We start from the raw sequence: 22,313 nt of genomic DNA, 5'->3' as shown, positions 1-22,313 counted from the left end.
AGAGCCGTCGCGCGCAGTGCAGTAGATTGCGCCTTCGACACAACGGTGCGACGGACAGGGGCGGGCGGACAGTGACGGATCAACAGGACAAGCCCTGGTATGCACGCGTGCCGGCGATCTCGGTCGCGTTGCTCGCGTTCCTGGTCGGCCTGACCACCCTGGTCAACAACGTGCGCGACTGGCTGAGCGACGACGCGCCCGCGCCGGCCGCCGCCACGGCCAAGCCGGCCGCGCCGCCGGCGACCGCGCCCGTGCCGCAGGCGCCGCGCAAGACCGCGGTGCTGTTGACCCTCAAGCAGATCGAGGTGATCGACGACGGCACCAACGGCAGCACCGCCTGGTCGTTCGAGATCGAAGGCGGCGGCGAGGAGCTGTTCGCGCTGGCGGCGCGCGATTACGTGGACACCGGCGCCGACGCGATCGCGCTACCGCGCACCAGCGACCCTTCGATCGCGCGCGTGGTGCTGGTGCCCGGCCAGGAGATGACGATCAAGATCACCGGCCGCGCCTCGGGCCTGATCAGCAGCACGGTCGCGCGCGGCAGCGCCAAGCTGCGCGCCGACGGCGGTCTGGCGCCGATCCGGGTGCTCGCCGAGGGCGGCAAGGCCGGCGAGTTCGTGTTCCATTTCGCCACCGTGGCCACGCCGCAGGACTGAGCGCGGCGGCGGCTGTCGCGACCGCCGCGCTGCCGCCGCACCGCGCTATCGCGGCGCTAACGCTCGCGGAGTTACCCTATGCGGGCGCTGAGGCGACGCCGGCGCCGCGCTTGCGAGCGCGTACCGGCGCCCGCATCTCTCACTCGTTCCCGCTGATCCGTCGGATGGCCGCGATGAAACTTTGGTCCGTATTGGGCAATAGCCAGAAACTCGACGGTGGCGCCATGTTCGGCAACGCGCCGCGCGCGATGTGGGCGAAGTGGTCGCCGCCGGACGAACACAACCGCATCGACCTGGCCTGCCGCGCCCTGCTGGCCAGTCCGCTGGCCGGCAAGACCGTGCTGTTCGAGGCCGGCATCGGCGCCTTCTTCGAGCCCAAGCTGCGCGAGCGTTACGGTGTGGTCGAAGAACGTCATGTCCTGCTGGAGTCGCTGGCCGAAGCGGGCTTCGCGCCGGAAGACATCGACGTGGTGGTGCTGTCGCATCTGCACTTCGATCATGCCGGCGGCCTGCTCGCGTCCTGGGCCGAGGGCGAGGCGCCGCGGCTGGCGTTTCCGAACGCGAGCTATCTGGTCGGGCGCGCGCATTACGAGCGCGCGCGCCAGCCGCATGCGCGCGACCGCGCGAGTTTCATTGCCGAATTGCCGGACCTGCTGGAGGCCACCGGCCGTCTGGAGCTGGTCGACGGCGAGTATTCGCAGACGCTGGGCCACAGCGTGCGTTTCCACTACAGCGACGGCCACACGCCGGGGCTGATGCTGGCCGAGATCGTCGGCCCCGAGACCGTGGCCGGTCGTCCGCACGGCGGCGTGGTGTTCTGCGCCGATCTGATTCCGGGCCGGCCCTGGGTGCACGTGCCCATCACCATGGGCTACGACCGCAATGCCGAGTTGTTGATCGACGAGAAGAAGTCCTTCCTGGCCGACAAGCTCGAGCGCAACGTGCATCTGTTCTTCACCCACGACCCGGGCTGCGCGCTGGCCCAGGTGGTGCGCGACGACAAGGGCAAGTTCGGCACCGCGCACGAAGTGCCGGCCCTGCACGCGCGGGCCCTGGCTGCATGAGATCGGCGCGGGCGGCGCTGGCGCTGCCGATCGTCTTGTTCGTCGCCGCGGCCGCGGCGCGGACGCCTGCGCCGGCCGGCGATGCGGCGCCCAGCGCGACCGTGCCGATCGAGGAGCCGCGCGCCGCCAGCGCGCTGCGCGACCGCGAGTTCGGCGTGACCAGCCGTCAGTTCGGGCTCGATCGTAGGGTCGAGATGTACCAATGGCGGGCCACGGCCAGCGGCTACGAGCGGGTCTGGAACGCCGCGCCCATCGATTCGCAGGGCTATGCGCCCGGACACCAGAACCCGCCCACGCTGCCGCTGGAGAACCGGCGCTGGTGGTCGGACTCGGCCAGCTTGGACGGGCGCCCGATCGAATCCGGCGTACTGCATGCGCTGGGCGAATGGCGGGTGTTCCGGCCCAATTTCTCGCGCCTGCCGGCCAACCTGGCCGCGACCTTCCAGCCCGAAGGCGACGGCCTGGGCAGCGCCGAGAATCCGCTGGATCCGCAGATAGGCGATCTGCGCGTGAGCTGGCGCGAACTGCATCTGCCGCCGCTGGAAGGCAAGCTGGAACTGGTAGACGGCCGTTGGCGCATGTCGGCGGCGACCGCGGCGGCGGCCTTGAACGCGGCGCCGGTGCCGGCGCCCGTGGCCGCGCCCGAAGCCGAGGGCGCGCGCCGGATGTGGCCGTGGTTCGGCGGCGGCGCACTGGTGATCGTCATCGCGCTGGTCGCGCGTCGCCGCCGGCGCGCCAAAGCCAAAGCCAACGCGGCGGCGGAGTAGGGCGGAACGCCCCCGCTTTCTCCCCCTTTGCAAAAGGGGACTAAGGGGATTTGCTTCTGCTTCAACGGCAGTAGCGACAGCCCGGAGCTTGGACGTTCGCGCCGCGTACCGCCGCGCGCATCAACCGTCGTGCTTGGTACCGAAGATCTTGTCGCCGGCGTCGCCCAGGCCCGGCAGGATGTAGCCGACTTCGTTGAGGCGTTCGTCGACCGAGGCGGTGTAGACCTCCACGTCGGGGTGCTTGGCCTCCAGCGCGCGCAGGCCTTCCGGCGCGGCGACCAGGAACAGGCCCTTGATGCGGCGGCAGCCCGCGGCCTTGAGCATGTCCACGGTCGCGATCAGGGTGCCGCCGGTGGCCAGCATCGGGTCGAGGATGAGCGCGGTGCGCTCGTCCATGCGGCCGGTGAGTTTTTCGTAGTAGCCGACCGGCTGCAGGGTGCGCTCGTCGCGCTGCAGGCCGACCACGCCGACCTTGGCCGAGGGGATCAGCTCCAGCACGCCGGTGAGCATGCCCAGGCCGGCGCGCAGGATCGGCACCAGGGTGACCTTGGCGCCCTTGATGCGGCGGATGGTGACCGGGCCGGCCCAGCCCTGGATCACCGCTTCCTCGGTCTCCAGATCGGCGGTGGCCTCATAGGTCAGCAGGGTCGCGACCTCGGAAGCGAGTTCGCGGAATTCCTTGGTGCTGTTGCCGGCGCGTCGCATCAGGCCGAGCTTGTGCTGGACCAGCGGATGGCGGACTTCGACGATCTTCATGGGCGACCTTGTCTGTGTTGCGCGCCGGCGCGCGATGCCTGGCGCAAGCATTGATGGTTGGCGTGCGCGACGCAAGCGCCGCTTGTAGCCCCCTTGGAAAAAGGGGGCGGCGGCGCCTAGCGGCGCGGGGGATTTGCTTTTGCTTTGTGGCGTCGAGCAAAAGCAAATCCCCCTAACCCGCCCGGCCAGCAGGCATAGCCTGCCGGCGTTCACCCGTGCACGAACCTGCGGTTCGTAAGCCGCACGGCTTAACCCTTTTCCAAAGGGGGGGAACCGCGTAGCGGCACGCGGCTTAGTCGGCGCAGGCGTAAAGGTTGTCGCCGTCGGCGAGCGCGACTTCCACGAAAGCTTGCAGCGCCCGTACCTGCGCCGGATCGGCGCAACGCGCGGCCACGCGCGCCAGCTCGGCATGCAGGCCGCGCAGCTCCCCTAGCAGGAACGTGGTGTCGGCGTAGTAGTCGCGCATCTTGTGCAGCAAGGGATAGTCGGCGCGCGGCTGCGCGGCGGCCAGCAGCTGCGCATGCAGGGATTCGTCGAGGGCGAAACCGCGATGCGAGTAGGGCGCGTCGCGGTCGTGCCGGGCCTGGATCAGGTCGAGCGCCATGGGCGTGGCGAGTGTTCGCGCAGGACCGCGGCGTCGCCGCCGCGGCCGCTGCGAGGGCGCCGGCTCAGGCCGTGCGCAGGTACTGGATTTCGATGCCGTCGCTGCTGCCGATCGCCGCCCGCAGCACGGTGATCAGCGAGCCGGCGTTGAGGTGATCGATCTCGATCATGTCGACGGTGGCGTGGTCGATCCAGTAGTTCTGGTCCTTGCTGTCCTCTTCCTCCAGCGCGGCGACCAGGATCTGCAGCTCTTCCTCGCTGATCTCGCCGATATCGGCGCCGGTGTCCTTGTTCGACAAACGAATCATTCCGCGACTTCCTTGGATCAGTAGTGAAAAGAGAGGAGTGAGAAGCGAGAAGCGAGGAGTGAGCGAAGGCGGAGGCGGAAAGCGGCTTTCGCTCGCTCCTCACTCCTCCACGCTCACTCCCGACTTTAAGCGGCGGCCTGCTGCTGCGCGCGCGGGCCTTCCTTGAGCGCGCGGCCGACCATCGACACCAGCAGATCGATCTCGGCGCTGGTGATGGTGAAGTTGGGGGTGAAGCGCAGCGAATTGACGCCGCCGTGGATCACGCCGATGCCGCGCTCGCGCAGCCATTCCTCGGTGGAGCCCGCGCCGTAGCACTTGAACTGCGGCGCCAGCTCGCAGGAGAACAGCAGGCCGGTGCCCTGGACCTTGGTGATCAGGCCGCCGAGCTCGTTCTTGAGCTGCTCCAGCTTCTGCAGGGCCTCGGCGCCGCGCGCGCGGATGTTCTCGCGCAGTTCCGGGGTGACCTGGGCCAGCACCGACACCGCCACGTCCAGCGCGCGCGGGTTGGTGGTCATGGTGTTGCCGTACAGACCCTTGCGGTACAGCGAGGCGGCGCGTTCGCCGACCGCGAGCACCGACAGCGGGTACTGGCCGGCGTTGAGCGCCTTGGAATAGGTTTCCATGTCCGGCGCGTCCAGGCCTTCGAAGCCCGGGTAGTCGACGATCGACAGCACGCCGTGCGCGCGCAGGCCGGCCTGGATCGAATCGATCAGCAGCAGCGAGCCGTGGCTGCGGGTGAGTTCGCGCGCGGCGGCGTAGAACGCCGGCGGCACGCCGCGGCCCGGGTCGCCTTCGCCCATCACCGGCTCCAGGAACATCGCCTCGATGAACCAGCCGTTGGCGTCGGCGTCGGCGAAGACCTTGTTGAGCGCTTCGATGTCGTAAGGCTCGACGGTGATCACCGAGTCCTCGTTGCGGAAGCTGGCCAGGTACTGCACATAGGCTTTGCGCGAGGAGTCCGAGTACAGCGCCGGGCGCTCGGTGCGGCCGTGGAAGCTGCCCTTGACCACCACGCGCTTGATCGCGCGGCCGGCGTACTTGGCGCCGGGGTCGGTCATCAGCTTGGTGTTGACGTCGGCGATGCGCGCGGCCAGCGACACCGATTCCGAACCCGAGTTCAGGCACAGGAAGCGGGCGTAGGGGCAGCCGCCGCGCGACACGCCGATCGCGCCGCGCAGGGCGCGGTCGAAGCGCAGCTGCGACAGCGACGGGGTCATGATGTTGGCCATCGCCTGCGGCTTGGCCATGGCCGCGATCACCGCGTCCGGGGTGTGGCCGAAGCCGAGCATGCCGTAGCCGCCGGAGTCGTGCAGCACCGCGCCCTTGAGGGTCACGATCCAGGGGCCGCGCGCGACCAGGGCGACATAAGGATTGACGCCGTCGTCGGTGTAGAAATTGACGTAGCCGTGCTGGACGGCGCGGATCTGCGCGTCTTCGTCCAGGTCGAGCAGGTCGGCGATATCGGCGCGCACGGCCGCGTATTCGGCGGCGGCGGCCTCGATGGCCTCGACCAGCTCCGGATGGCTGGCGGCGAAGCGTGTCACGGTGGCGTCGTCCAGGCCGAGGGTGCGGCGCGCGCCGGCATGGGCACGCAGCGGCGCGAGAGGGGCGAGCAGGGTCATCACAAGATCTCCAATGGTCGTCGGCAGTCCGGCCGAAGCATCGTGGGATGAAGAACAGGCCCGGCCTCCGTGGCCGGGCGCTCGCAGTTGCAGCGCCCCGGGGTGGTTCGGGTCGCCAAGCGCCGCCCTTCATGCAAGTCGAAACACGCATGTCAGAAACGAAGATCGCCGCGGCTGCCCGTGAAATGGCTGCCAGCGGTTGTTTTTCGTTTCAATTCAATAGCTTGTGCGAGTTTATCACGTCCGGAGCACGGCGATAACCCCCAGCCGGGCGGGGCGGGTGACAGCTGTCATCCGGGGCCGGTGACGGCGCCCACTGCCGGGCGGGGGCGCGGATCGCGACAGTGGCGCCACCCCGAAGCCGGCCGCGCCGGCCCCCATGGAGCTCCACGATGAAGATTCCCCAACCCACCTGGCTGAGCGCGCTGATGCTGGTCGCCCTGAGCGGCGCGGCGGTCGCGGCCGAACCGGGTGGCGCCGACGGCGACGATGTCGCCATCCGCGACGTACGCGTGTTCGACGGCGAACGCATGCTGCCGGCCACCACCGTGCTGGTGCGCGACGGCCTGATCGCCGCGGTCGGGGCCAAGCTCGCGATCCCGGCCGGCGTGCCGGTGGTCGAGGGCCGCGGCGGCACCCTGCTGCCCGGCCTGATCGACGCCCACACCCACAGCTTCGGCGAGGCGCGCCGCGACGCCCTGCGCTTCGGCGTGACCACCGAGCTGGACATGTTCACCGACCACCGCCTGCTTGCCGATGCGCGCAAGGAGCGCGAAGGCCACGCGCGCACCGATCGCGCCGATCTGTGGTCGGCCGGCACCCTGGTCACCGCCAAGGGCGGGCACGGCACCGAATACGGCCTGGCGATCCCGACCCTGGACGACCCCGCCCAGGCCGAGACCTTCGTACGCGATCGCATCGGCGAGGGCTCGGACTACATCAAGCTGGTGGTCGACAACGGCGCCGCCTACGCCGGCCGTGCGCGCATTCCGACCCTGAGCGACGAAACCACGCGCGCCGCCATCGACGCCGCGCACCGCCAGAACAAGCTGGCGATGGTGCACGTGGCCCAGGTCGCCGATGCCGAAAAGGTGATCGACGCCGGCGCCGACGGCCTGATCCACGTCTACAGCGACCGCGTCGCCGACGACGCCCTGGTCGCCGCGATCAAGCGCCGCAACGCCTTCGTGACCCCGACCCTGAGCGTGATGGCGACCCTGTCGCGCGCCGGCGAGGGCGCCAGGCTGGCCGCCGATCCGCGCATCGCACCGATGCTGCAGCCGGCGCAGAAGGACGCGCTGGGCCAGACCTTCCCGCTGCCCAAGGAGATCGATCATCACCTGCCCAACGCGCTGGAGAACGTGCGCCGCCTGCACGCGGCCGGGGTAACCCTGCTGGCCGGCACCGACGCCGGCAACCCCGGCACCGCTCACGGCGCCAGCCAGCACGCCGAGCTGGCGCTGCTGGTGCGCGCGGGCCTGAGCCCGGTGGAGGCCTTGCGCGCGGCGACCTCGGCGCCCGCGCGGCGCTTCGGCCTGCACGATCGCGGCCGCATCGCGCCGGGCCTGCGCGCCGATCTGATCCTGGTCGACGGCGACCCCGGGACCGACATCACCGCCACCCGCGCGATCCGCACGGTGTGGAAGAACGGCTACGCCGTGGCCCGCGTCGCCGACCAGCCCGCACCGCGCTTGGGCGCGGGCGCGGTCGAACTGTTGCGCGGCGCTCAGCCGGCGCCGAACTGGGCCGCCAGCACCGACCAGATCATCGGCGGGCGTTCGCAGTCCAAGCTCGCCGCCGCCCAGGGCCAGAGCGGCGGTCCGGCCCTGCGGGTCGCCGGCGAAGTGGTGGCCGGCGCGCCGTCCACCTGGGGCGGCCTGATCCTGTTCCCGGGCGGCGAGCCGATGGCCGCCACCGACGCCAGCGGCGTGCGCGAGCTGGTGCTGCGGGTGCGCGGCGACGGCCAGGCGCTGACCCTGCTGGTGTTCTCCGGCGCCGACATCAACGGCCGCCCGGGCATGCAGCGGGTCGAGACCGGCAGCGACTGGCGCGAGGTTCGAGTGTCGCTGGCGACGCTGGCCAACGTCGATCTGACCCGTTTGCGCGGTATTTCGTTGGCGGCGATCGCGCCAGGCCCGTTCGCCTTCGCTATCGAGGCGGTCGAACTGCGCTGAGCCGCGACGCCGGTCGCGCGCATCGGGCCCCTCCCTCGGCCCGCTGCGCGCGACCGGTTTTTTCGTTTCGGTGCGCAAGCCCGAACTTTTCGTCTTCGGATTACTTACAGTCGCGGCAGCGAAGGACACATCCGCATGCGCATCAAGGCCTTCATCCAAGCCCACGAACACCCGCCCCTCTGGCGCTGGGTGTCGCTGCTGTATCTGATTTTCGCGTTCCTGCCGATGTTCTACTGGCCGACGGTGCCGCTGCGCGCGGTGTTGTTGTTCGCCGCCGCCGCGCTGACCTTCGTGGTGCTGTACTTCGCCCATCACTACGCGGCCTCGCGGCGCCGGCGTCTGGCCCTGACCCTGGCGGTGGCCGCGCTGGGCTTCGCCACCATGCCGATGGGCGCCGGCGCGGCCTACGTGATTTTCGCCGTCGGCATGGCCGCCGCCACGCTGTCGCCGTGGCGCGCGCTGCCGCTATGCGTGGTGTTGATGGCGATCGAGGCGGTGTGCTTCTACCGCTTCCTGCCGGCCGAGGCGATGCCGGTGTCGACCTACCTCATCAACGTGATCGTGGCGGCGATGGTGTTCGTCGGCGTCGTCAGCATCCGCAACCGCGAACTGCGCAACGCCGAGCTGCGCCTGACCCAGGACGAAGTGCGGCGCCTGGCCAGCCTGGCCGAGCGCGAGCGCATCGGCCGCGATCTGCACGACGTGCTAGGCCACACCTTGTCGCTGGTGGTGCTCAAGACCCAACTCGCCGCGCGCCTGTTCGAGCGCGATCCGCAGGGCGCGCGCGCCCAGATCGGCGAGGTCGAACGGGTCGCGCGCGAAGCGCTCACCCAGGTCCGCGAAGCGGTGGCCGGCATCCGCGCCAACGGCTTGCAGGCCGAACTGGCGGCCGCGCGCCTGGCCCTGCTCAGCGCGGAGATCAGCCTGGATCACCGGCTGGCGCCGGTCGAGATCCCCGAGAAGGTCGAAACCGCGCTGACGCTGGCGCTGCGCGAATCGGTGACCAATGTGCTGCGCCACGCCGGCGCGACCCGGGTCGAGGTCGAGTTGTTCGGCGAGAGCCGCGGCGGCCTGAGCCTGCTGATCGCCGACGACGGCCGCGGCGGCGCCGGCCGCGAGGGCCACGGCCTGACCGGCATGCGCGAACGCCTGCGCGAGGTCGGCGGCAGCGTCGAGATCGACAGCCCGATCGGCGCCGGCACGCGCCTGCGCCTGATCCTGCCGCGCGAGGCCCTGGCCGCCGCGCGCCGCGACGACGACACGCCGGCCTTGGCACGGACCTTCAGCGAGCGGGGCGCGGCATGATCCGACTGGTGCTGGCCGAGGATCAGGCGATGGTGCGCGGCGCGCTGGCCGCGCTGCTGAACCTGGAATCCGACCTGGAAGTGGTGGCCGCGGTCGGCGACGGCGAGGCCGCCTGGACGGCGGTGCAGCGGCTGCAACCCGATCTGCTGGTCACCGATATCGAGATGCCGCACATGACCGGCATCGAGCTGGCCCAGCGCCTGCGCCAATCCGGGCTGGAGACGCGGGTGGTGATCGTGACCACCTTCGGCCGCAGCGGTTATCTGCGCCGCGCACTGGATGCCGGCGTGCGCGGCTACCTGCTCAAGGACGCGCCCTCCGAACAACTGGCCGAGGCCTTGCGCCAGGTCCACCGCGGCGGCCGCGCGATCGATCCCCAGCTCGCGGTCGCGGCCTGGGGCGAGGAAGACCCGCTGACCGAACGCGAGCGCCAGGTCCTGCGCCTGGCGGGCGAGGGCGTGTCCACCGCCGAGATCGGCCAGCGCCTGCACCTGAGCCAGGGCACGGTGCGCAACTACCTGTCCGAGGCGATCGGCAAGCTCGGCGCCGGCAACCGCATCGAGGCCTATCGCCAGGCCCGCCAGAACGGTTGGCTGTAGCGCGGCGGGTTTCTTCTCTCGGCGCTGGTGCGGCTGGGACGCGTCGTCGATCGATGCGCAGGCTGTTTGTAGGAGCGGCGCGGGCTGCGACCGCGAATCCCGGCCACGTCGCTCGTTCCGGATTGGCCCGGCCTTCTGTGGGAGCGGCGTAAGCCGCGATGGCGAGCTCCGGCTACGGCGCTGGCTGGGGTTTTGCTGAGATCTGCTGGTATCGGACTTCGGCTTTGGACCAAGGCCCTCCGCCTGCTGCGCATGCGGGTCACTTTCTCTTGCTCCTAGCTCCCTCCTTTGAAAAAGGGTGAAGCCGTGCGGCTTACGAACCGCAGGTTCGTGCACGGGTGAGCGCCAGCAGGCTCTTGCTGCTAGCTCCCTCCTTTGTAAAAGGAGGGTTGGGGAGGATTTGCTTTGGCTTTTGCTGTCGCCTCTTCTGACCGAAGGTCAAAGGCTTCCGCCTGCTGCGCATGCGGGTCACTTTCTCTTGCTAGCCCAAGAGAAAGTAACCAAAGAGAAGGGCTAGCTTGACCAACCCTCCCTTGCGAGTTCGGTGCTTTCGCCGGGATTTTTCGAATGGACGTCCCTGTCCATTCGAAAAACGGCGCGCGTCCTGCGCGCCGCCCTTCGGGTCTACGGGTGGTCGGGTGAATGCGGGGCTTTTGGATTTGAATGCCGCGGCAACGGCAACGGCAACGGCAACGGCGACGGCGACGGCGGTTGCGGCAACGGGAGCTGGGGCGGGGCAGGGGCGCGCCACGCCTTACGATGGGTGCCCCGAACGCTGGCTGCCCGGGGACCAGCGCCGGGCTTCTGAACCGGCCTCTGCGCCCGCTTTTGCCCCCGGGGCCTCTGGCGGCCGATAATGCCGGGCTTCCGGCGCCGTTGGCTGCCGGGGCCCAGCGCCCTCGACCGATGTCCGGTCTTATCGCTCCCGACCGCATAGCGGCTCTTCGCCGCCGACCAAGACCCGTCCGTTGAAAAAATCCGATTTCCACTACGAGCTGCCGCCGGAACTGATCGCCCAGGCCCCGCTGCCCGAACGCTCGGCCAGCCGCCTGCTGCTGGTGCCGCCGGCGCCGGCCGAGATCGCCGACCGCAGCTTCCGCGACCTGCCCGAGCTGTTGGCGCCCGGCGACCTACTGGTGTTCAACGACACCCGCGTGATCCCGGCGCGTCTGTACGGCCACAAGAGCAGCGGCGGGCGGGTCGAGATCCTGATCGAGCGCCTGCTCGGCGGCGCCCAGGCGCGCGCCCAGTTGGGCGTGAGCAAGTCGCCCAAGGCCGGCGCGCGCATCGCCTTGGACGCCGGCGGCGAGGCCGAGGTGCTGGACCGCGAGGGCGAGTTCTACCGCCTGCAGTTCCACCTCGACGGCCAGCCGCACGGCGATTCGCTGGAGAACTGGCTGCTGCACGCCGGCCGCCTGCCGCTGCCGCCCTACATCCAGCGCGAGCCCGGCAACGACGACGACGAGCGCTACCAGACCGTGTTCGCGCGCGAAGTCGGCGCGGTCGCGGCGCCCACCGCCGGTCTGCATTTCGATGAGGAGCTGCTGGCGCGCCTGCGCGCGCGCGGCGTCGAGTTCGGGCACGTCACCCTGCACGTGGGCGCGGGCACCTTCCAGCCGGTGCGCGTGGACAGCCTCGAGCAGCACGTGATGCACAGCGAATGGCTCAACGTCGGCGCCAGCCTGATCGAACAGATCCGCCGCACCCGCGCCGCCGGCGGCCGCGTGGTCGCGGTGGGCACCACCGTGGTACGCGCGCTGGAATCCGCGATGCGCCACGGCGGCGGCGCCGACGGCGAACTGCTTCCCTACGCCGGCGAGACCCGCTTGTTCATCCTGCCCGGCTACAAGATCCGTTCGGTCGACGCCCTGATCACCAACTTCCACCTGCCGGAGAGCACTCTGCTGATGCTGGTTTCCGCCTTCGCCGGCCGCGAACGCGTGTTCGCCGCCTACGCGCACGCGATCCGCGAGCGCTATCGCTTCTTTTCCTACGGCGACGCCATGCTGCTGCAGCCGGAGGCGGACGCATGAGCGCTTTCCAAGTGGCGTGCCCGTCTGAATCGGCACTCGCCTTCCCCCCCTTTGAAAAAGGGGGGCAGGGGGGATTTGCTCCTACCCCAAACAAAAGCAAATCCTCCCCAACCCTTCTTTCCCAAAGGAGGGAGCAGAAATGAGCCGGATGTCCTTCGAATTGCTGGGCAACGACGGTGCGGCGCGGCGCGGCCGTCTGACCTTCCCGCGCGGCACGGTGGAAACGCCGGCCTTCATGCCGGTGGGTACCTACGGCTCGGTCAAGGGCATCATGCCCGAGCACGTGCGCGCCCTCGGCGCCGAAATCATCCTCGGCAACACCTTCCATCTGTATCTGCGCCCGGGCCTGGACGTGATCGGCGACCACGGCGGCCTGCACGGGTTCGCGCGCTGGAGCGGCCCGATCCTGACCGACTCCGGCGGCTTCCAGGTGTTCTCGCTCGCGCACCGGCGCAAGATCACCGAGCAGGGCGTGACTTTCGCCTCGCCGGTGGACGGCAGCAAGGTGTTCCTGGGGCCGGAGGAGAGCATGCACATCCAGCGCGTGCTCGATTCCGACATCGTGATGATCTTCGACGAGTGCACGCCGTACCCGGCCACCGAGGAGGTCGCGCGCAAGTCGATGGAGCTGAGCCTGCGCTGGGCCGAGCGTTCCAAGAAGGCCCACGAGGGCAACGACGCGGCGCTGTTCGGCATCGTCCAGGGCGGTGTCCACCACGCGCTGCGCACGCGCTCGGCGGCCGGCCTCAAGGACCTGGGCTTCGACGGCTACGCGGTCGGCGGCCTGGCCGTGGGCGAGCCCGAGGCCGAGCGCAACGCCATGCTCGAGCACACCTGCCCGCAGCTGCCCGAGGACCGCCCGCGCTATTTGATGGGCGTGGGCCGGCCGGAGGATCTGGTCGAGTCGGTGGCGCGCGGCGTCGACATGTTCGATTGCGTGATGCCGACCCGCAACGCCCGCAACGGCCACTACTTCACCGCCGCCGGCACCGTTCGCGTGCGCAACGCCAAGTACGAGCGCGACCTGCGCCCGATCGAGGAGGGCTGCGACTGCTACGCCTGCGCCAACGGCTTCAGCCGCGCCTACCTGCGCCACCTGGACCGCTGCAACGAGATGCTGGGCCCGATGCTGGGCACTCTGCACAACCTGCGCTACTACCAGCACCTGATGGCGCAGATGCGCGCGGCGATCGAGCAGGGAACCTTTGCCGCCTTCCGCGAGTCCTTCTACGCCGCACGCTTATAGAACACCGTTCGCCCGCAAGGCGGGCGAACCCTCTTTCCCCYTCTCCCGCTCGCGGGAGAGGGCAGGGGTGAGGGCCGCCCAAGGCRAGCGAACTCCGCTTCCCCGTCTCCCGCTCGCAGTGCGATCGGGCCGGGATGGGCAGGGGGAAAGGCTACCCGCCAGCGATCCTGAAGCCCCTCTACCGGGCCACCAGGACCGTCCGGCGGCAGCGGTCGCCAGGACGCTCGGGCCCGTCCCGGTCCCCTCGCGGCTCGCCAAAGCGTGCGCCAGGGCCCATTTCGGGCCCGCCCATGGCCGCCAGCCGGCCATGGCATAATCCCCGGCTATTTTCGTTTCAGGACTTTCGTAGATGAACCTGCTCGACCTTCTGATCGCCCCCGCTTACGCCCAGGCCGCGGCCGGTGCGCCCGCCGGCGGCGGACTGTTCGGCGGCGGCCTCGGCGGCCTGCTGATGCCCGTCGTCCTGATCGCGATCATGTACTTCCTGATGATCCGCCCGCAGATGAAGCGCGCCAAGGAACACCGCGCGATGCTGGAAAAGCTCTCCAAGGGCGACGAAGTGCTGACCAACGGCGGCATCGCCGGCACCGTGTCCGAGATCGGCGAGAGCTTCATCACCGTCGAAATCGCCGACAACGTGCGCATTCGCGTGCAGAAGGGCGCGATCGGCAACGTACTGCCCAAGGGCACCTTGAAGTCGGCCTAAGCCGACGCCACGACACATGAAGCACGGCGGCCGGGGTGGCCGCCGCAGGGGCAATCGATGCTGACTTACTCGCGCTGGAAATATCTGGCCATCCTCGTAGTGTTGCTGCTCAGCGCGCTGTATGCGTTGCCTAACGTATTCCCGCAGGACCCCTCGGTGCAGATCTCCTCTGCCCGCGGCGCCGCGGTGGACGAAGCGCTGCGCAAGCGCGTCGCCGACGTCCTGAGCAAGGCCAGCGTGCCGGCCAAGTCGGTGGCGATCGAGAAGGAAGGCACCCTGCTGGTGCGGCTGACCAACAACGACAGCCAGAACAAGGTCGCCAGCCTGTTGCGCGATCCGCTCGGCAGCGACTACGTGGTCGCGCTGAACCTGGCTTCGACCGTTCCGGGCTGGCTGGAGAAGATCAAGGCCAAGCCGATGCAGTTGGGCCTGGACTTGCAGGGCGGCGTGCACTTCCTGATGCAGGTCGACCAGAAGGCCGCGTTGGACAAGCGCCTGGATGCGACCGCCGAGGACGTGCGGGTCAGCCTGCGCGACGCCAACGTGCGTTACGAGTCGGTCGAGCGCCGCGCCAACAACAGCATCATCGCCACCGTCGGCAATGCCGCGGACGCCGACAAGGCGCGCCAGATCGTCGCCAAGGGCCAGCCGCTGCTGGTCCAGAACGTGGTCGGCAACACCGTCGAGATCCAGGTGCCCGAGGCCGAGCTGGCGCGCATGCAGGCCGAGGCGGTCGAGCAGAACGTCGGTACCCTGCGCAACCGCATCAACTCGCTGGGCGTGGCCGAGCCGATCATCCAGCGCCAGGGCACCGACCGCATCGTGGTCCAGCTGCCCGGCATCCAGGACACCGCCCAGGCCAAGCGCATCCTCGGCGCCACCGCCACGCTGGAGTACCGCGGCGTGGTCGAGGGCGACGCCCAGGAAGCGCTGCGTAGCGGCAGCGTGCCGCCGGAAGCGCGCATCTACTTCCGCCGCGAGACCGGCCCCGACGGCAAGCCGATTCCGATCCTGCTCAACAAGCGCGTGATCGCCTCCGGCGACCAGCTGATCGGCGCCACCGCCGCGTTCGACTCGCAAAGCGGCACTCCCGCGGTGCAGATCCGCCTGAACGGCGTCGGCGGCCAGCGCATGTTCGACTACACCACCGAGCACGTCGGCAAGCCGATGGCGGTGGTCTACATCGAGCGCATCCCCGAGGTGCGCACGGTCGACGGCAAGGAAGTGCGCTCGACCCGGATCAGCGAGGAAGTGATCAACGTCGCCACCATCCAGGGCGTCTTCAGCAAGGAATTCAATACCAACGGCCTGGAGAGCCAGCAGGAAGCCTCCGACCTGGCCCTGCTGCTGCGCGCCGGCTCGCTGGCCGCGCCGATGGACTTCATCGAAGAGCGCATCGTCGGCCCCAGCCTGGGCGCCGAGAACGTCGCGCGCGGCCTGAAGGCGGTGAGCTTCTCGTTCGCCTTCGCCCTGATCTTCTTCCTGATCTACTACCGCATGTTCGGCGTCATCACCTGTCTGGCGCTGCTGATCAACCTGCTGATGGTGGTCGCGCTGATGTCGCTGTTCGGCGCCACCATGACCTTGCCCGGCCTGGCCGGCATCGCCTTGACGGTGGGTATGTCGGTCGACGCCAACGTGCTGATCAACGAACGAATAAGAGAGGAGCTGCGCGCCGGCTTGCCGCCGCAGGCGGCGATCGCCAGCGGCTACGAACACGCCTCGGGCACCATCATCGACGCCAACGTCACCGCCTTCCTCGCCGGCCTGGCGATGGCGGTGTTCGGCACCGGTCCGCTGCGCGGTTTCGGTATCACCCTGATGCTCGGCATCGCCACCTCCGCCTACACGGCGGTGTCTGTGTCGCGCGGTATCGCGACGCTGATCTACGGCGGTCGTCGCAAGCTGAAAACGATCGCGATCTGACGGAGCACGCGACATGAAACCCTTCAACGTGTTCCCTTATGGCAGCAACATCGATTTCCTGCGCCTGCGCTGGGTGTCGATGGCGGTTGCGGGCCTGATCATGCTGGTCGCGATCGGCGCGATCGCGGTCAAGGGCTTCAACTTCGCCCTGGACTTCACCGGCGGCACCAGCGTCGAGTTGAGCTTCGCCAAGCCGGTCGACGTCGACGGCATCCGCACGCGCCTGGACGAAGCCGGCTACGCCGGCGCCCAAGTCCAGACCTTCGGCACCGGCAACGAGCTGCTGATCCGCCTGCAGCCCAAGAGCGGCAGCGCCAAGGACTCCAACAACACCATCAACGAAGTGCAGTCGATCGCGTCCACGCCCGGCAACCCGGGCAAGATCAAGGGCGGCGGCTACGTCGGCCCGCAGGTCGGTCGCGATCTGGCCGCCAACGGCATCTGGGCGCTGCTGTTCGTGGTGGTCGGCTTCCTGATCTACATCTCGTTCCGCTTCGAGAAGAAGTTCGCGGTGGCCGCGGTGCTGACCACCCTGCACGACGTGGTGGTGGTGGCGGGCTGGTTCGCCCTGTTCGGCAACGAGTTCGACCTGACCGTGCTGGCCGGCATCCTGTCGGTGATGGGTTATTCGATCAACGACACCATCGTGGTGTTCGACCGCGTGCGCGAGAACTTCCGCACCATGCGCGCCGATCCGGAAACCATTCTCAACAAGTCGATCAACCAGACCCTGTCGCGTACGGTGATCACCTCGTTCGTGGCCTTCCTGACCGTGTTCGCGCTGTACCTGTACGGCGGCGGTTCGCTGGAAGGCATGGCGATCTCGCAGATGCTGGGTATCGTGATCGGCACCCTGTCGTCGATCTTCGTGGCCTGCCCGCTGCTGACCATGGGCTGGCTCAAGGTCACCAAGCAGGACCTGATGCCCAAGGCCAAGGACGAGGCGGCGCTGGCGCGTCGTCCCTGAGTCCCGCGTCGGGGCTTCGGCCCCAGGCAACGAGAGGCCGCGCAGATGCGCGGCCTTTTCGTTTGCGTCGAGGCATAGCGTCTAGGCATAGCGGCGGGCGTCGCAGAGGGAAGGCGTGAGCGAGTGACGCGCGCCTCCGGGGCTTTCTGTGGGAGCGGCGTAAGCCGCGATAGCGAGAACGCGCGCGGCCGCGCGACTGGCATCGTTATGCGAGGCAGGCCTGCGGATGCCATCGGCTCTATGCGGCTACGCCGGCAATCGATCGCGGCTTACGCCGCTCCCACAGGAGGCTGCGCCGCTCCCACAGAAGGCGTGAGCCGGCTTTGGGGTAGGAGCGGCGTGAGCCGCGACCTGGAGCTGCGACAGCATCGAAACCGGCGCGCTGGCCGGAATTCGCGATCGCGGCTTACGCCGCTCCCACAGGAAGCATGCGCCGCTCCTACAGGGGGCGTGGGCCGGCTTTGGGGTAGGAGCGGCGTGAGCCGCGACCCGGAGCTGCGACAGGATCGAAACCCGCGCGCTGGCCGGGATTCGCGGTCGCGGCTTGCGCCGCTCCCACAGGAGGCTGCGCCGCTCCCACAGGAGGCTGCGCTGCTCCTACAGGGAGCGTGGGTCGGCTACAGAGGGAGCAGGCGGCCGCGGCGATCCTTGCGGCAACGAAAAAGGCCGCGCAATCGCGCGGCCTTTGCGTTCGCGGCTTTGCGGCGCCGGGTTCAGTCGAACGCGGCCGCGTATCCGGTGTTGACGATGCGGTTCTGCAGGGCGTCGCAGACCTTGAGGTTGCCGGCGACCAGCTGGCGGCCGATGGTGCCGCGCGCGTCCATGGGGCCGGTGCCGCGACCACGGAAGTCGCAGACCTTGCCGCCGGCCTCGCGCACCATCAGGGCGCCGGCAGCGATGTCCCAGGGCTTCACCCCGGCCTCGAAATAGGCGTCGGCGCGGCCGCAGGCCACATAGGCCAGGTCCAGCGCGGCCGAACCGGTGCGGCGGATGTCCTCGGCCTCGGTCAGCAGCGAGTCCACGCACTTGAGGTGGGCGCTGGCGCGCGGGCGTTCGCGCGGCGGGAAGCCGGTGACGATCATGGCGCCGTTGAGATCCTTGCGCTCGGCCACGCGCACGCGCTTCTCGTTGAGCTGGACGCCGCTGCCGCGGCTGGCGGTGAACAGCTCGTTGCGCAGCGGATCGAAGATCACGCCGTGGATCGGCTCGCCGCCCTCGACCAGGGCGATCGAAACGCAGTAGTGGGGGATGCCGCGCAGGTAGTTGCTGGTGCCGTCCAGGGGATCGATGACCCAGGTGTAGCGGCCGCTGCCGATCGAGCCGTTCTCTTCGCCGAGGATGGCGTAGTCGGGCGTGGAACGGCGGAATTCCTTGATGATCTCGGCCTCGGCCAGGCCGTCGACTTCGCTGGCGTAGTCCATCCGGTCCTTCTCGACCACGTTCAGCGCGTCCAGCCGATACATGTGGCGGAGCAACACGTTGCCGGCGGCGCGGGCGGCCTTGACCATGAGGGTGACGGCGGGTTTCTGCATGGCGAACGGCCTCGGGAACGGAGGTGGGGGACGGGCTGGCGGGCTGAAAGAACGAACCGGCGCTATGGCCGGGGCGGGGAGTTTACCATTGCGCATGGCGAACGATCCCAATCCAGACCAAACGCCCTTGTTGGCACGGCTGCGCATCGTGCTGGTGGGCACCCAGCACCCCGGCAACATAGGCTCCGCGGCCCGCGCGATGAAGACCATGGGCCTGTCCCGGCTGGTCCTGGTCGCGCCCGAAAAGGCCCCCAATCACGAGTCCGCGGCCCTGGCCGCGGGCGCCGACGACGTGCTCGCGGCCGCAGTCGTGTACCCGACCCTGGCCGAGGCCCTGACCGACTGCCGGCTGGTGCTGGGCTGCACCGCGCGCAATCGCCGGGTCCAGCTGGAGCAGTACGACCCGCGCGAGGCCGCCGGCCGCATGCTGGCCGAGGCCGGCGGCGGCGCCGAGGTTGCGCTGGTGTTCGGGCGCGAGCGCACCGGCCTGGAAAACGAGGAGCTGCAGCTGTGCCACGCCGCCGTGCATATCCCGGCCAATCCGGGCTACAGCTCGCTGAACCTGGCCGCGGCGGTGCAGGTGCTGGCCTACGAGCTGCGTATGGCCGCGCTCGCGGCCGCGCCGGCGGCGCCCGCGCCCGCCCGCTCCGATCCGCCGGCCTCGCACGCGCAACTGGAGGGCTTCTTCAGCCAGCTCGGCGAGACCCTGGACGCGATCGACTTCCACAAGGGCCGCGCGCCCGAATCGGCGCTGCGCAAGCTGCGCCGGCTGTTCCTACGCGCCGATCTGGACGAGCGCGAAGTGCGCCTGCTGCGCGGCATCCTCGCCGACGCCGAGCGCATGGCCATGCTGGCCGGGCAGCGCCGTTGACAGCGGGGCGGCCTGGCCGGGTCCCGGTGGTATCGGCCAGGGCCGGTTTCGATTACGCTGCGGCGGGCAGTCCCGATGAGTCACTTTCTTGATCGCTAGCGCGCGTTGCATCGCTGTCCTGCTCGGGCTCGCGTTGGCGGTCGCGGGACTGTCGGTGCCGGTTCCCGCGCAATCGGCCGACAGCGACGCCCGCGGCGTGCTGGTGCTGGGCCGGATCAGCGACGACCCCAAGGCCCATTACGAACAGCTCAAGCCGCTGCTGGACTACGTGGTCCCGCGCATGGCCGACGTCGGCATCCGCGAGGGCCGGATCCTGATGGCCAAGGACTCGCAGCAGATGGCCAGCTATCTGCGCCGCGGCCGGGTCGATTGGGTCACCGAAACCGCCGGCACCGCGATGCTGCTCAAACAGCGCGCCGACGCCCGTCCCCTGCTGCTGACCGAGCGCGACGGCACCAGCCACTACCACAGCGTGTTCTTCGCCCGTCGCGACAGCGGCCTGCGCTCGCTGGACGATCTGCGCGGCCACAGCGTCGCCTTCCAGCGCCCGTCCTCGACCAGCGCCTACTTCGTGCCGGTCGCCGAGCTGCTGGACCGCGGCCTGAGCCTGGAGATCCTGCTGTCGCCGACCGACCGCATCGAACACGGCGAGGTCGGCTACCTGTTCGCGCGCTCTGAGCTCAACATCTCGACCTGGGTGCACAAGCGCCTGGTCGATGTGGGCGTGATGAGCAATCTGGACTGGGACAACCCGCGCCGGATGCCGCCCGCGTTCCGCCGCGACATGATCGAGATCGGCCGCACCGGCGATTACCCGCGCGCGGTCGAAGTGGTGCGCGGCGACATCGACCCGCGCGTCGAGGCGCGCCTGCGCGAGGTGCTGCTGGATGCGGCCGGCGATCCGGATGCCGGCGAGGCCCTGCTGCGCTTCTTCAAGACCACCCGCTTCATGCCGATCGACCCGGCATCGGCCAAGGCCCTGCAGCGCATAGGCAACGGTGTCGCGCAAGTCCGGTCGGAGGTCGAATGAAGTTGCGCTTCGGCTTGCAGGCCAAGTTCCTGGTCATGATGGCCTTGGCCATGCTGGTCGTGCTGGCGCTGATCGCGCTGCTGCTCAACCGCCAGGAGCGCATGCAGCGCGAAGTGGTCGGCGTCAGCCGCGAAGCCATGAGCGGCATGATCGCCGACAACCTCAAGCGGCACAGCGAGGGCATGGTCGCGCAACTGGCCGAATCGCTGGCCAACCCGCTGTACTACTTCGATCTGGACGCGGTCGGCGTGCTCAGCCGCGCGACCCTGCGCAACCCCGGCATCAGCTACGTGCTGGTGTACGACAACGACGGCAACATCGTCCACGACGGCAGCGAGGAAATTCCGAGCTACGGCAAGCGCATGGACGATCCGATGGCCTACGAGGTGATCGCCGCGCGCAAGCTGCACACCCAGTCCAGCGACATCGTGATGGACGTGTCGGCGCCGATCATGATCGGCAACGAGCGCCTGGGCGGCGTGCGCGTGGGCTACGACCTCAAGACCGTGCACCAGTTCCAGGATCAGGCCCTGGGCGACCTGCGCGGCCGACTGGACGCGCTGGCCCAGCAGCACATGATCTGGATCGGCTTGCTGGCGGCCGGCCTGCTCGCGCTGGGCGCGCTGATGGTCTATCTGATCCAGCGCTTCCTGGTCCAGCCGATCCGCCAGCTCGCCGACGCCTCGATGGAAATCGAGGCCGGCCACTTCGACACCAGCACGCCGGCCAGCAATCGCCACGACGAAGTCGGCGACCTGATGCGCGCGTTCGGGCGCATGAGCCAGAGTCTGGCGCGCCACGATCGCGACATCCGCCGCATGGCCTACACCGACGCGCTGACCGGCCTGGCCAACCGCCTGGCGTTCCGCGAGACCCTGGACCAGCGCCTGCTGCAGCTGCGCGGCGCCGGGCGCCAACTCGGCCTGCTGTTCGCCGACATCGACGACTTCAAGCGCGTCAACGACACCCTGGGCCACGACGCCGGCGACGATGTGCTGTTGCAGTTCGCCAACCGCATCCAGGAAACCGTGAACCGCCTGGGCGGCGAGGGCGCGCTGCTGGCGCGCTTTGGCGGCGACGAGTTCGTGATCCTGGTCCAGGACGGCGACGGCCACGAGGGCGGGGTACGCGCGCGCGCCAGCCATCTGGCCGACGTGCTGGTGGCCGAGCTCGGCCAGCCCATCGTGGTCCACGACCGCCAGGTCTTCCTGGGCACCTCGATCGGCGTGACCCTGTTCCCCGAGGACGCCTCCGGCGCGACCTCGCTGATGAAGAACGGCGACATCGCCATGTACCAGGCCAAGGTCGCGGGCAAGAACTGCTATCGCTTCTACAGCCGTGCCATGGACCAGGCGGTGGAGCGACGCGTGCACCTGGAGCACGAGCTGCGCGGCGCCTGGGACCGCGGCGAACTCAGCCTGGTCTACCAGCCGGTGTACCGCCTCGGCGACGGCGCCATGGTCGGCGCCGAAGCGCTGTTGCGTTGGCGCCATCCCGAGCAGGGCCTGGTCGCGCCGTCGGTGTTCATCGACGTGGCCGAGCAGAGCGGCCTGATCGAAACCCTGGGCCCGCAGGTGTTGCGCGCGGCCTGCCAGGATGCGGTCCGCTGGCAGCACGCGCGCCCGGGCGCGGAACCGCTGTTCGTCTCGGTCAACGTCTCGCCGCGCCAACTGCGCACCGGCGATCTGCCCAATGTGGTCGCGGCCTGCCTGCACGAAACCGGCCTGCCCGCGCAGCGTCTGCACCTGGAGCTGACCGAAACCGCGGTGATCGGCGACGAGATCCACGCCAGCAGCCTGCTCGCGCGCCTGCGTTCGACCGGGGTGAAGGTGTGGCTGGACGATTTCGGTACCGGCTTCTCCGGCCTCAGCCATCTGCGCCGGGTACCGGTGGACGGGGTCAAGATCGACCGCAGCTTCATCGCCGACGTGCTGCGCGACCCGGACGACCTGGCCCTGACCACGGCGATCATCGCCATGGCGCATTCGCTGGGAATCACCGTGGTCGCCGAGGGCGTGGAGAAGGAAGGCCAGTACGCGGTGCTGCGCGAACGCGGCTGCGACCTCGCCCAGGGCTATTGGCTGGGCCACCCGGTGGGCGCGGAAGAGTTTCTGACGCTGTTGGGTTGATCGCGATCGCTGCGGCCTT

General features: G+C 69.4%; 19 protein-coding genes. 14 read left to right on the top strand and 5 right to left on the bottom strand.

All coding sequences use genetic code 11. The features are described from left to right. The first annotated feature begins 71 nt into the window (after nt 1-71). From ASE43_RS05565 to ASE43_RS05555, 3 genes are all read left to right on the top strand, one after another. Nucleotides 72-656 (top strand): hypothetical protein, encoded by a 585-nt coding sequence (locus tag ASE43_RS05565; RefSeq protein WP_057159694.1) that lies wholly within the window; start codon nt 72-74, stop codon nt 654-656. Between the two features lie 173 nt (nt 657-829). Beyond that, nucleotides 830-1,720 (top strand): MBL fold metallo-hydrolase, encoded by an 891-nt coding sequence (locus tag ASE43_RS05560; protein WP_057159883.1) that lies wholly within the window; start codon nt 830-832, stop codon nt 1,718-1,720. Then, nucleotides 1,717-2,487: a TMEM43 family protein gene (locus ASE43_RS05555; RefSeq protein WP_057159693.1), complete on the top strand. Its 771-nt coding sequence runs from the start codon at nt 1,717-1,719 to the stop codon at nt 2,485-2,487. The genes ASE43_RS05560 and ASE43_RS05555 overlap by 4 nt, the downstream gene beginning before the upstream one ends. 120 nt (nt 2,488-2,607) lie before the next feature. Here the strand turns inward: ASE43_RS05555 and upp are convergent, their stop codons facing one another. The 4 genes from upp to ASE43_RS05535 form a co-directional block, all read right to left on the bottom strand. Next, nucleotides 2,608-3,243, bottom strand: coding sequence for a uracil phosphoribosyltransferase (upp, locus tag ASE43_RS05550; RefSeq protein ID WP_056181832.1), 636 nt, complete (start codon nt 3,241-3,243; stop codon nt 2,608-2,610). Between the two features lie 292 nt (nt 3,244-3,535). Further along, nucleotides 3,536-3,847: a hypothetical protein gene (locus ASE43_RS05545; RefSeq protein ID WP_057159692.1), complete on the bottom strand. Its 312-nt coding sequence runs from the start codon at nt 3,845-3,847 to the stop codon at nt 3,536-3,538. A gap of 64 nt (nt 3,848-3,911) precedes the next feature. Continuing rightward, the gene (locus ASE43_RS05540) at nt 3,912-4,154 is read right to left on the bottom strand and encodes a hypothetical protein (protein ID WP_057159691.1); all 243 of its coding nucleotides are present in this window, start codon (nt 4,152-4,154) and stop codon (nt 3,912-3,914) included. Nucleotides 4,155-4,279: 125 nt separating this feature from the next. Beyond that, nucleotides 4,280-5,776 carry an aminotransferase class III-fold pyridoxal phosphate-dependent enzyme gene (locus ASE43_RS05535; RefSeq protein ID WP_057159690.1) on the bottom strand — a complete coding sequence of 499 codons (1,497 nt, stop codon included), beginning with the start codon at nt 5,774-5,776 and terminating at the stop codon, nt 4,280-4,282. A 392-nt stretch (nt 5,777-6,168) separates the two neighbouring features. On the opposite strand from ASE43_RS05535, the gene ASE43_RS05530 reads away from it, so the two are divergent. The 8 genes from ASE43_RS05530 to secF all read left to right on the top strand — a co-directional run bounded on the left by ASE43_RS05530 (nt 6,169) and on the right by secF (nt 16,732). Next, a complete protein-coding gene (locus ASE43_RS05530; RefSeq protein ID WP_057159689.1) occupies nt 6,169-7,950 on the top strand; it encodes a CIA30 family protein in 1,782 nt (593 codons plus the stop codon). Nucleotides 7,951-8,085: 135 nt separating this feature from the next. Then, on the top strand, nt 8,086-9,255 hold the full coding sequence (locus tag ASE43_RS05525; RefSeq protein ID WP_056181848.1) for a sensor histidine kinase: 1,170 nt from the start codon (nt 8,086-8,088) through the stop codon (nt 9,253-9,255). Beyond that, nucleotides 9,252-9,854 carry a response regulator transcription factor gene (locus ASE43_RS05520; protein WP_057159688.1) on the top strand — a complete coding sequence of 201 codons (603 nt, stop codon included), beginning with the start codon at nt 9,252-9,254 and terminating at the stop codon, nt 9,852-9,854. The genes ASE43_RS05525 and ASE43_RS05520 overlap by 4 nt, the downstream gene beginning before the upstream one ends. 968 nt (nt 9,855-10,822) lie before the next feature. Beyond that, nucleotides 10,823-11,887: a tRNA preQ1(34) S-adenosylmethionine ribosyltransferase-isomerase QueA gene (queA, locus tag ASE43_RS05515; RefSeq protein WP_057159687.1), complete on the top strand. Its 1,065-nt coding sequence runs from the start codon at nt 10,823-10,825 to the stop codon at nt 11,885-11,887. A 139-nt stretch (nt 11,888-12,026) separates the two neighbouring features. Beyond that, nucleotides 12,027-13,133 (top strand): tRNA guanosine(34) transglycosylase Tgt, encoded by a 1,107-nt coding sequence (tgt, locus tag ASE43_RS05510; RefSeq protein WP_057159686.1) that lies wholly within the window; start codon nt 12,027-12,029, stop codon nt 13,131-13,133. Nucleotides 13,134-13,482: 349 nt separating this feature from the next. Then, nucleotides 13,483-13,839: a preprotein translocase subunit YajC gene (yajC, locus tag ASE43_RS05505; RefSeq protein ID WP_056181860.1), complete on the top strand. Its 357-nt coding sequence runs from the start codon at nt 13,483-13,485 to the stop codon at nt 13,837-13,839. Nucleotides 13,840-13,896: 57 nt separating this feature from the next. Beyond that, nucleotides 13,897-15,765: a protein translocase subunit SecD gene (secD, locus tag ASE43_RS05500; protein ID WP_056181864.1), complete on the top strand. Its 1,869-nt coding sequence runs from the start codon at nt 13,897-13,899 to the stop codon at nt 15,763-15,765. Between the two features lie 13 nt (nt 15,766-15,778). Continuing rightward, entirely contained in the window at nt 15,779-16,732 is a 954-nt protein-coding gene (secF, locus tag ASE43_RS05495) for a protein translocase subunit SecF (RefSeq protein ID WP_056181866.1), read from the top strand. Nucleotides 16,733-17,445: 713 nt separating this feature from the next. On the opposite strand, the gene ASE43_RS05490 is transcribed toward secF, so the two are convergent. Then, complete coding sequence (locus ASE43_RS05490; RefSeq protein ID WP_056181868.1) at nt 17,446-18,264, bottom strand: inositol monophosphatase family protein; 819 nt, start codon at nt 18,262-18,264, stop codon at nt 17,446-17,448. Between the two features lie 94 nt (nt 18,265-18,358). Here ASE43_RS05490 and ASE43_RS05485 point away from each other — a divergent pair, with 94 nt between their 5' ends. From ASE43_RS05485 to ASE43_RS05475, 3 genes are all read left to right on the top strand, one after another. Then, nucleotides 18,359-19,135, top strand: a complete 777-nt coding sequence (locus ASE43_RS05485) for an RNA methyltransferase (RefSeq protein ID WP_056181872.1) — start codon at nt 18,359-18,361, stop codon at nt 19,133-19,135. Nucleotides 19,136-19,226: 91 nt separating this feature from the next. Beyond that, nucleotides 19,227-20,165: a phosphate/phosphite/phosphonate ABC transporter substrate-binding protein gene (locus ASE43_RS05480; RefSeq protein WP_235568660.1), complete on the top strand. Its 939-nt coding sequence runs from the start codon at nt 19,227-19,229 to the stop codon at nt 20,163-20,165. Then, entirely contained in the window at nt 20,162-22,294 is a 2,133-nt protein-coding gene (locus tag ASE43_RS05475; protein WP_056181876.1) for an EAL domain-containing protein, read from the top strand. The genes ASE43_RS05480 and ASE43_RS05475 overlap by 4 nt, the downstream gene beginning before the upstream one ends. Nucleotides 22,295-22,313: the final 19 nt, after the last annotated feature.

This window comes from Lysobacter sp. Root983 (genome assembly GCF_001429345.1).
In the GTDB taxonomy this organism is placed as follows: Bacteria; Pseudomonadota; Gammaproteobacteria; order Xanthomonadales; family Xanthomonadaceae; genus Lysobacter.
The sequence above is the reverse complement of the archived record's forward strand: the minus strand, read 5'-3'. Positions and strand labels throughout refer to the sequence as shown.

What these genes read in the sequence shown, in the direction of transcription:
- ASE43_RS05530 (WP_057159689.1), top strand. Translation starts at nt 6,169, where the DNA reads ATGAAGATTCCCCAACCCACCTGGCTGAGCGCGCTGATGCTGGTCGCC.
- secF (WP_056181866.1), top strand. Translation starts at nt 15,779, where the DNA reads ATGAAACCCTTCAACGTGTTCCCTTATGGCAGCAACATCGATTTCCTG.
- upp (WP_056181832.1), bottom strand. Translation starts at nt 3,243, where the DNA reads ATGAAGATCGTCGAAGTCCGCCATCCGCTGGTCCAGCACAAGCTCGGC.
- ASE43_RS05545 (WP_057159692.1), bottom strand. Translation starts at nt 3,847, where the DNA reads ATGGCGCTCGACCTGATCCAGGCCCGGCACGACCGCGACGCGCCCTAC.
- ASE43_RS05560 (WP_057159883.1), top strand. Translation starts at nt 830, where the DNA reads ATGAAACTTTGGTCCGTATTGGGCAATAGCCAGAAACTCGACGGTGGC.
- secD (WP_056181864.1), top strand. Translation starts at nt 13,897, where the DNA reads ATGCTGACTTACTCGCGCTGGAAATATCTGGCCATCCTCGTAGTGTTG.
- ASE43_RS05520 (WP_057159688.1), top strand. Translation starts at nt 9,252, where the DNA reads ATGATCCGACTGGTGCTGGCCGAGGATCAGGCGATGGTGCGCGGCGCG.
- ASE43_RS05490 (WP_056181868.1), bottom strand. Translation starts at nt 18,264, where the DNA reads ATGCAGAAACCCGCCGTCACCCTCATGGTCAAGGCCGCCCGCGCCGCC.
- tgt (WP_057159686.1), top strand. Translation starts at nt 12,027, where the DNA reads ATGAGCCGGATGTCCTTCGAATTGCTGGGCAACGACGGTGCGGCGCGG.
- ASE43_RS05525 (WP_056181848.1), top strand. Translation starts at nt 8,086, where the DNA reads ATGCGCATCAAGGCCTTCATCCAAGCCCACGAACACCCGCCCCTCTGG.
- ASE43_RS05540 (WP_057159691.1), bottom strand. Translation starts at nt 4,154, where the DNA reads ATGATTCGTTTGTCGAACAAGGACACCGGCGCCGATATCGGCGAGATC.
- ASE43_RS05475 (WP_056181876.1), top strand. Translation starts at nt 20,162, where the DNA reads ATGAAGTTGCGCTTCGGCTTGCAGGCCAAGTTCCTGGTCATGATGGCC.
- yajC (WP_056181860.1), top strand. Translation starts at nt 13,483, where the DNA reads ATGAACCTGCTCGACCTTCTGATCGCCCCCGCTTACGCCCAGGCCGCG.
- ASE43_RS05485 (WP_056181872.1), top strand. Translation starts at nt 18,359, where the DNA reads ATGGCGAACGATCCCAATCCAGACCAAACGCCCTTGTTGGCACGGCTG.
- ASE43_RS05535 (WP_057159690.1), bottom strand. Translation starts at nt 5,776, where the DNA reads ATGACCCTGCTCGCCCCTCTCGCGCCGCTGCGTGCCCATGCCGGCGCG.
- ASE43_RS05555 (WP_057159693.1), top strand. Translation starts at nt 1,717, where the DNA reads ATGAGATCGGCGCGGGCGGCGCTGGCGCTGCCGATCGTCTTGTTCGTC.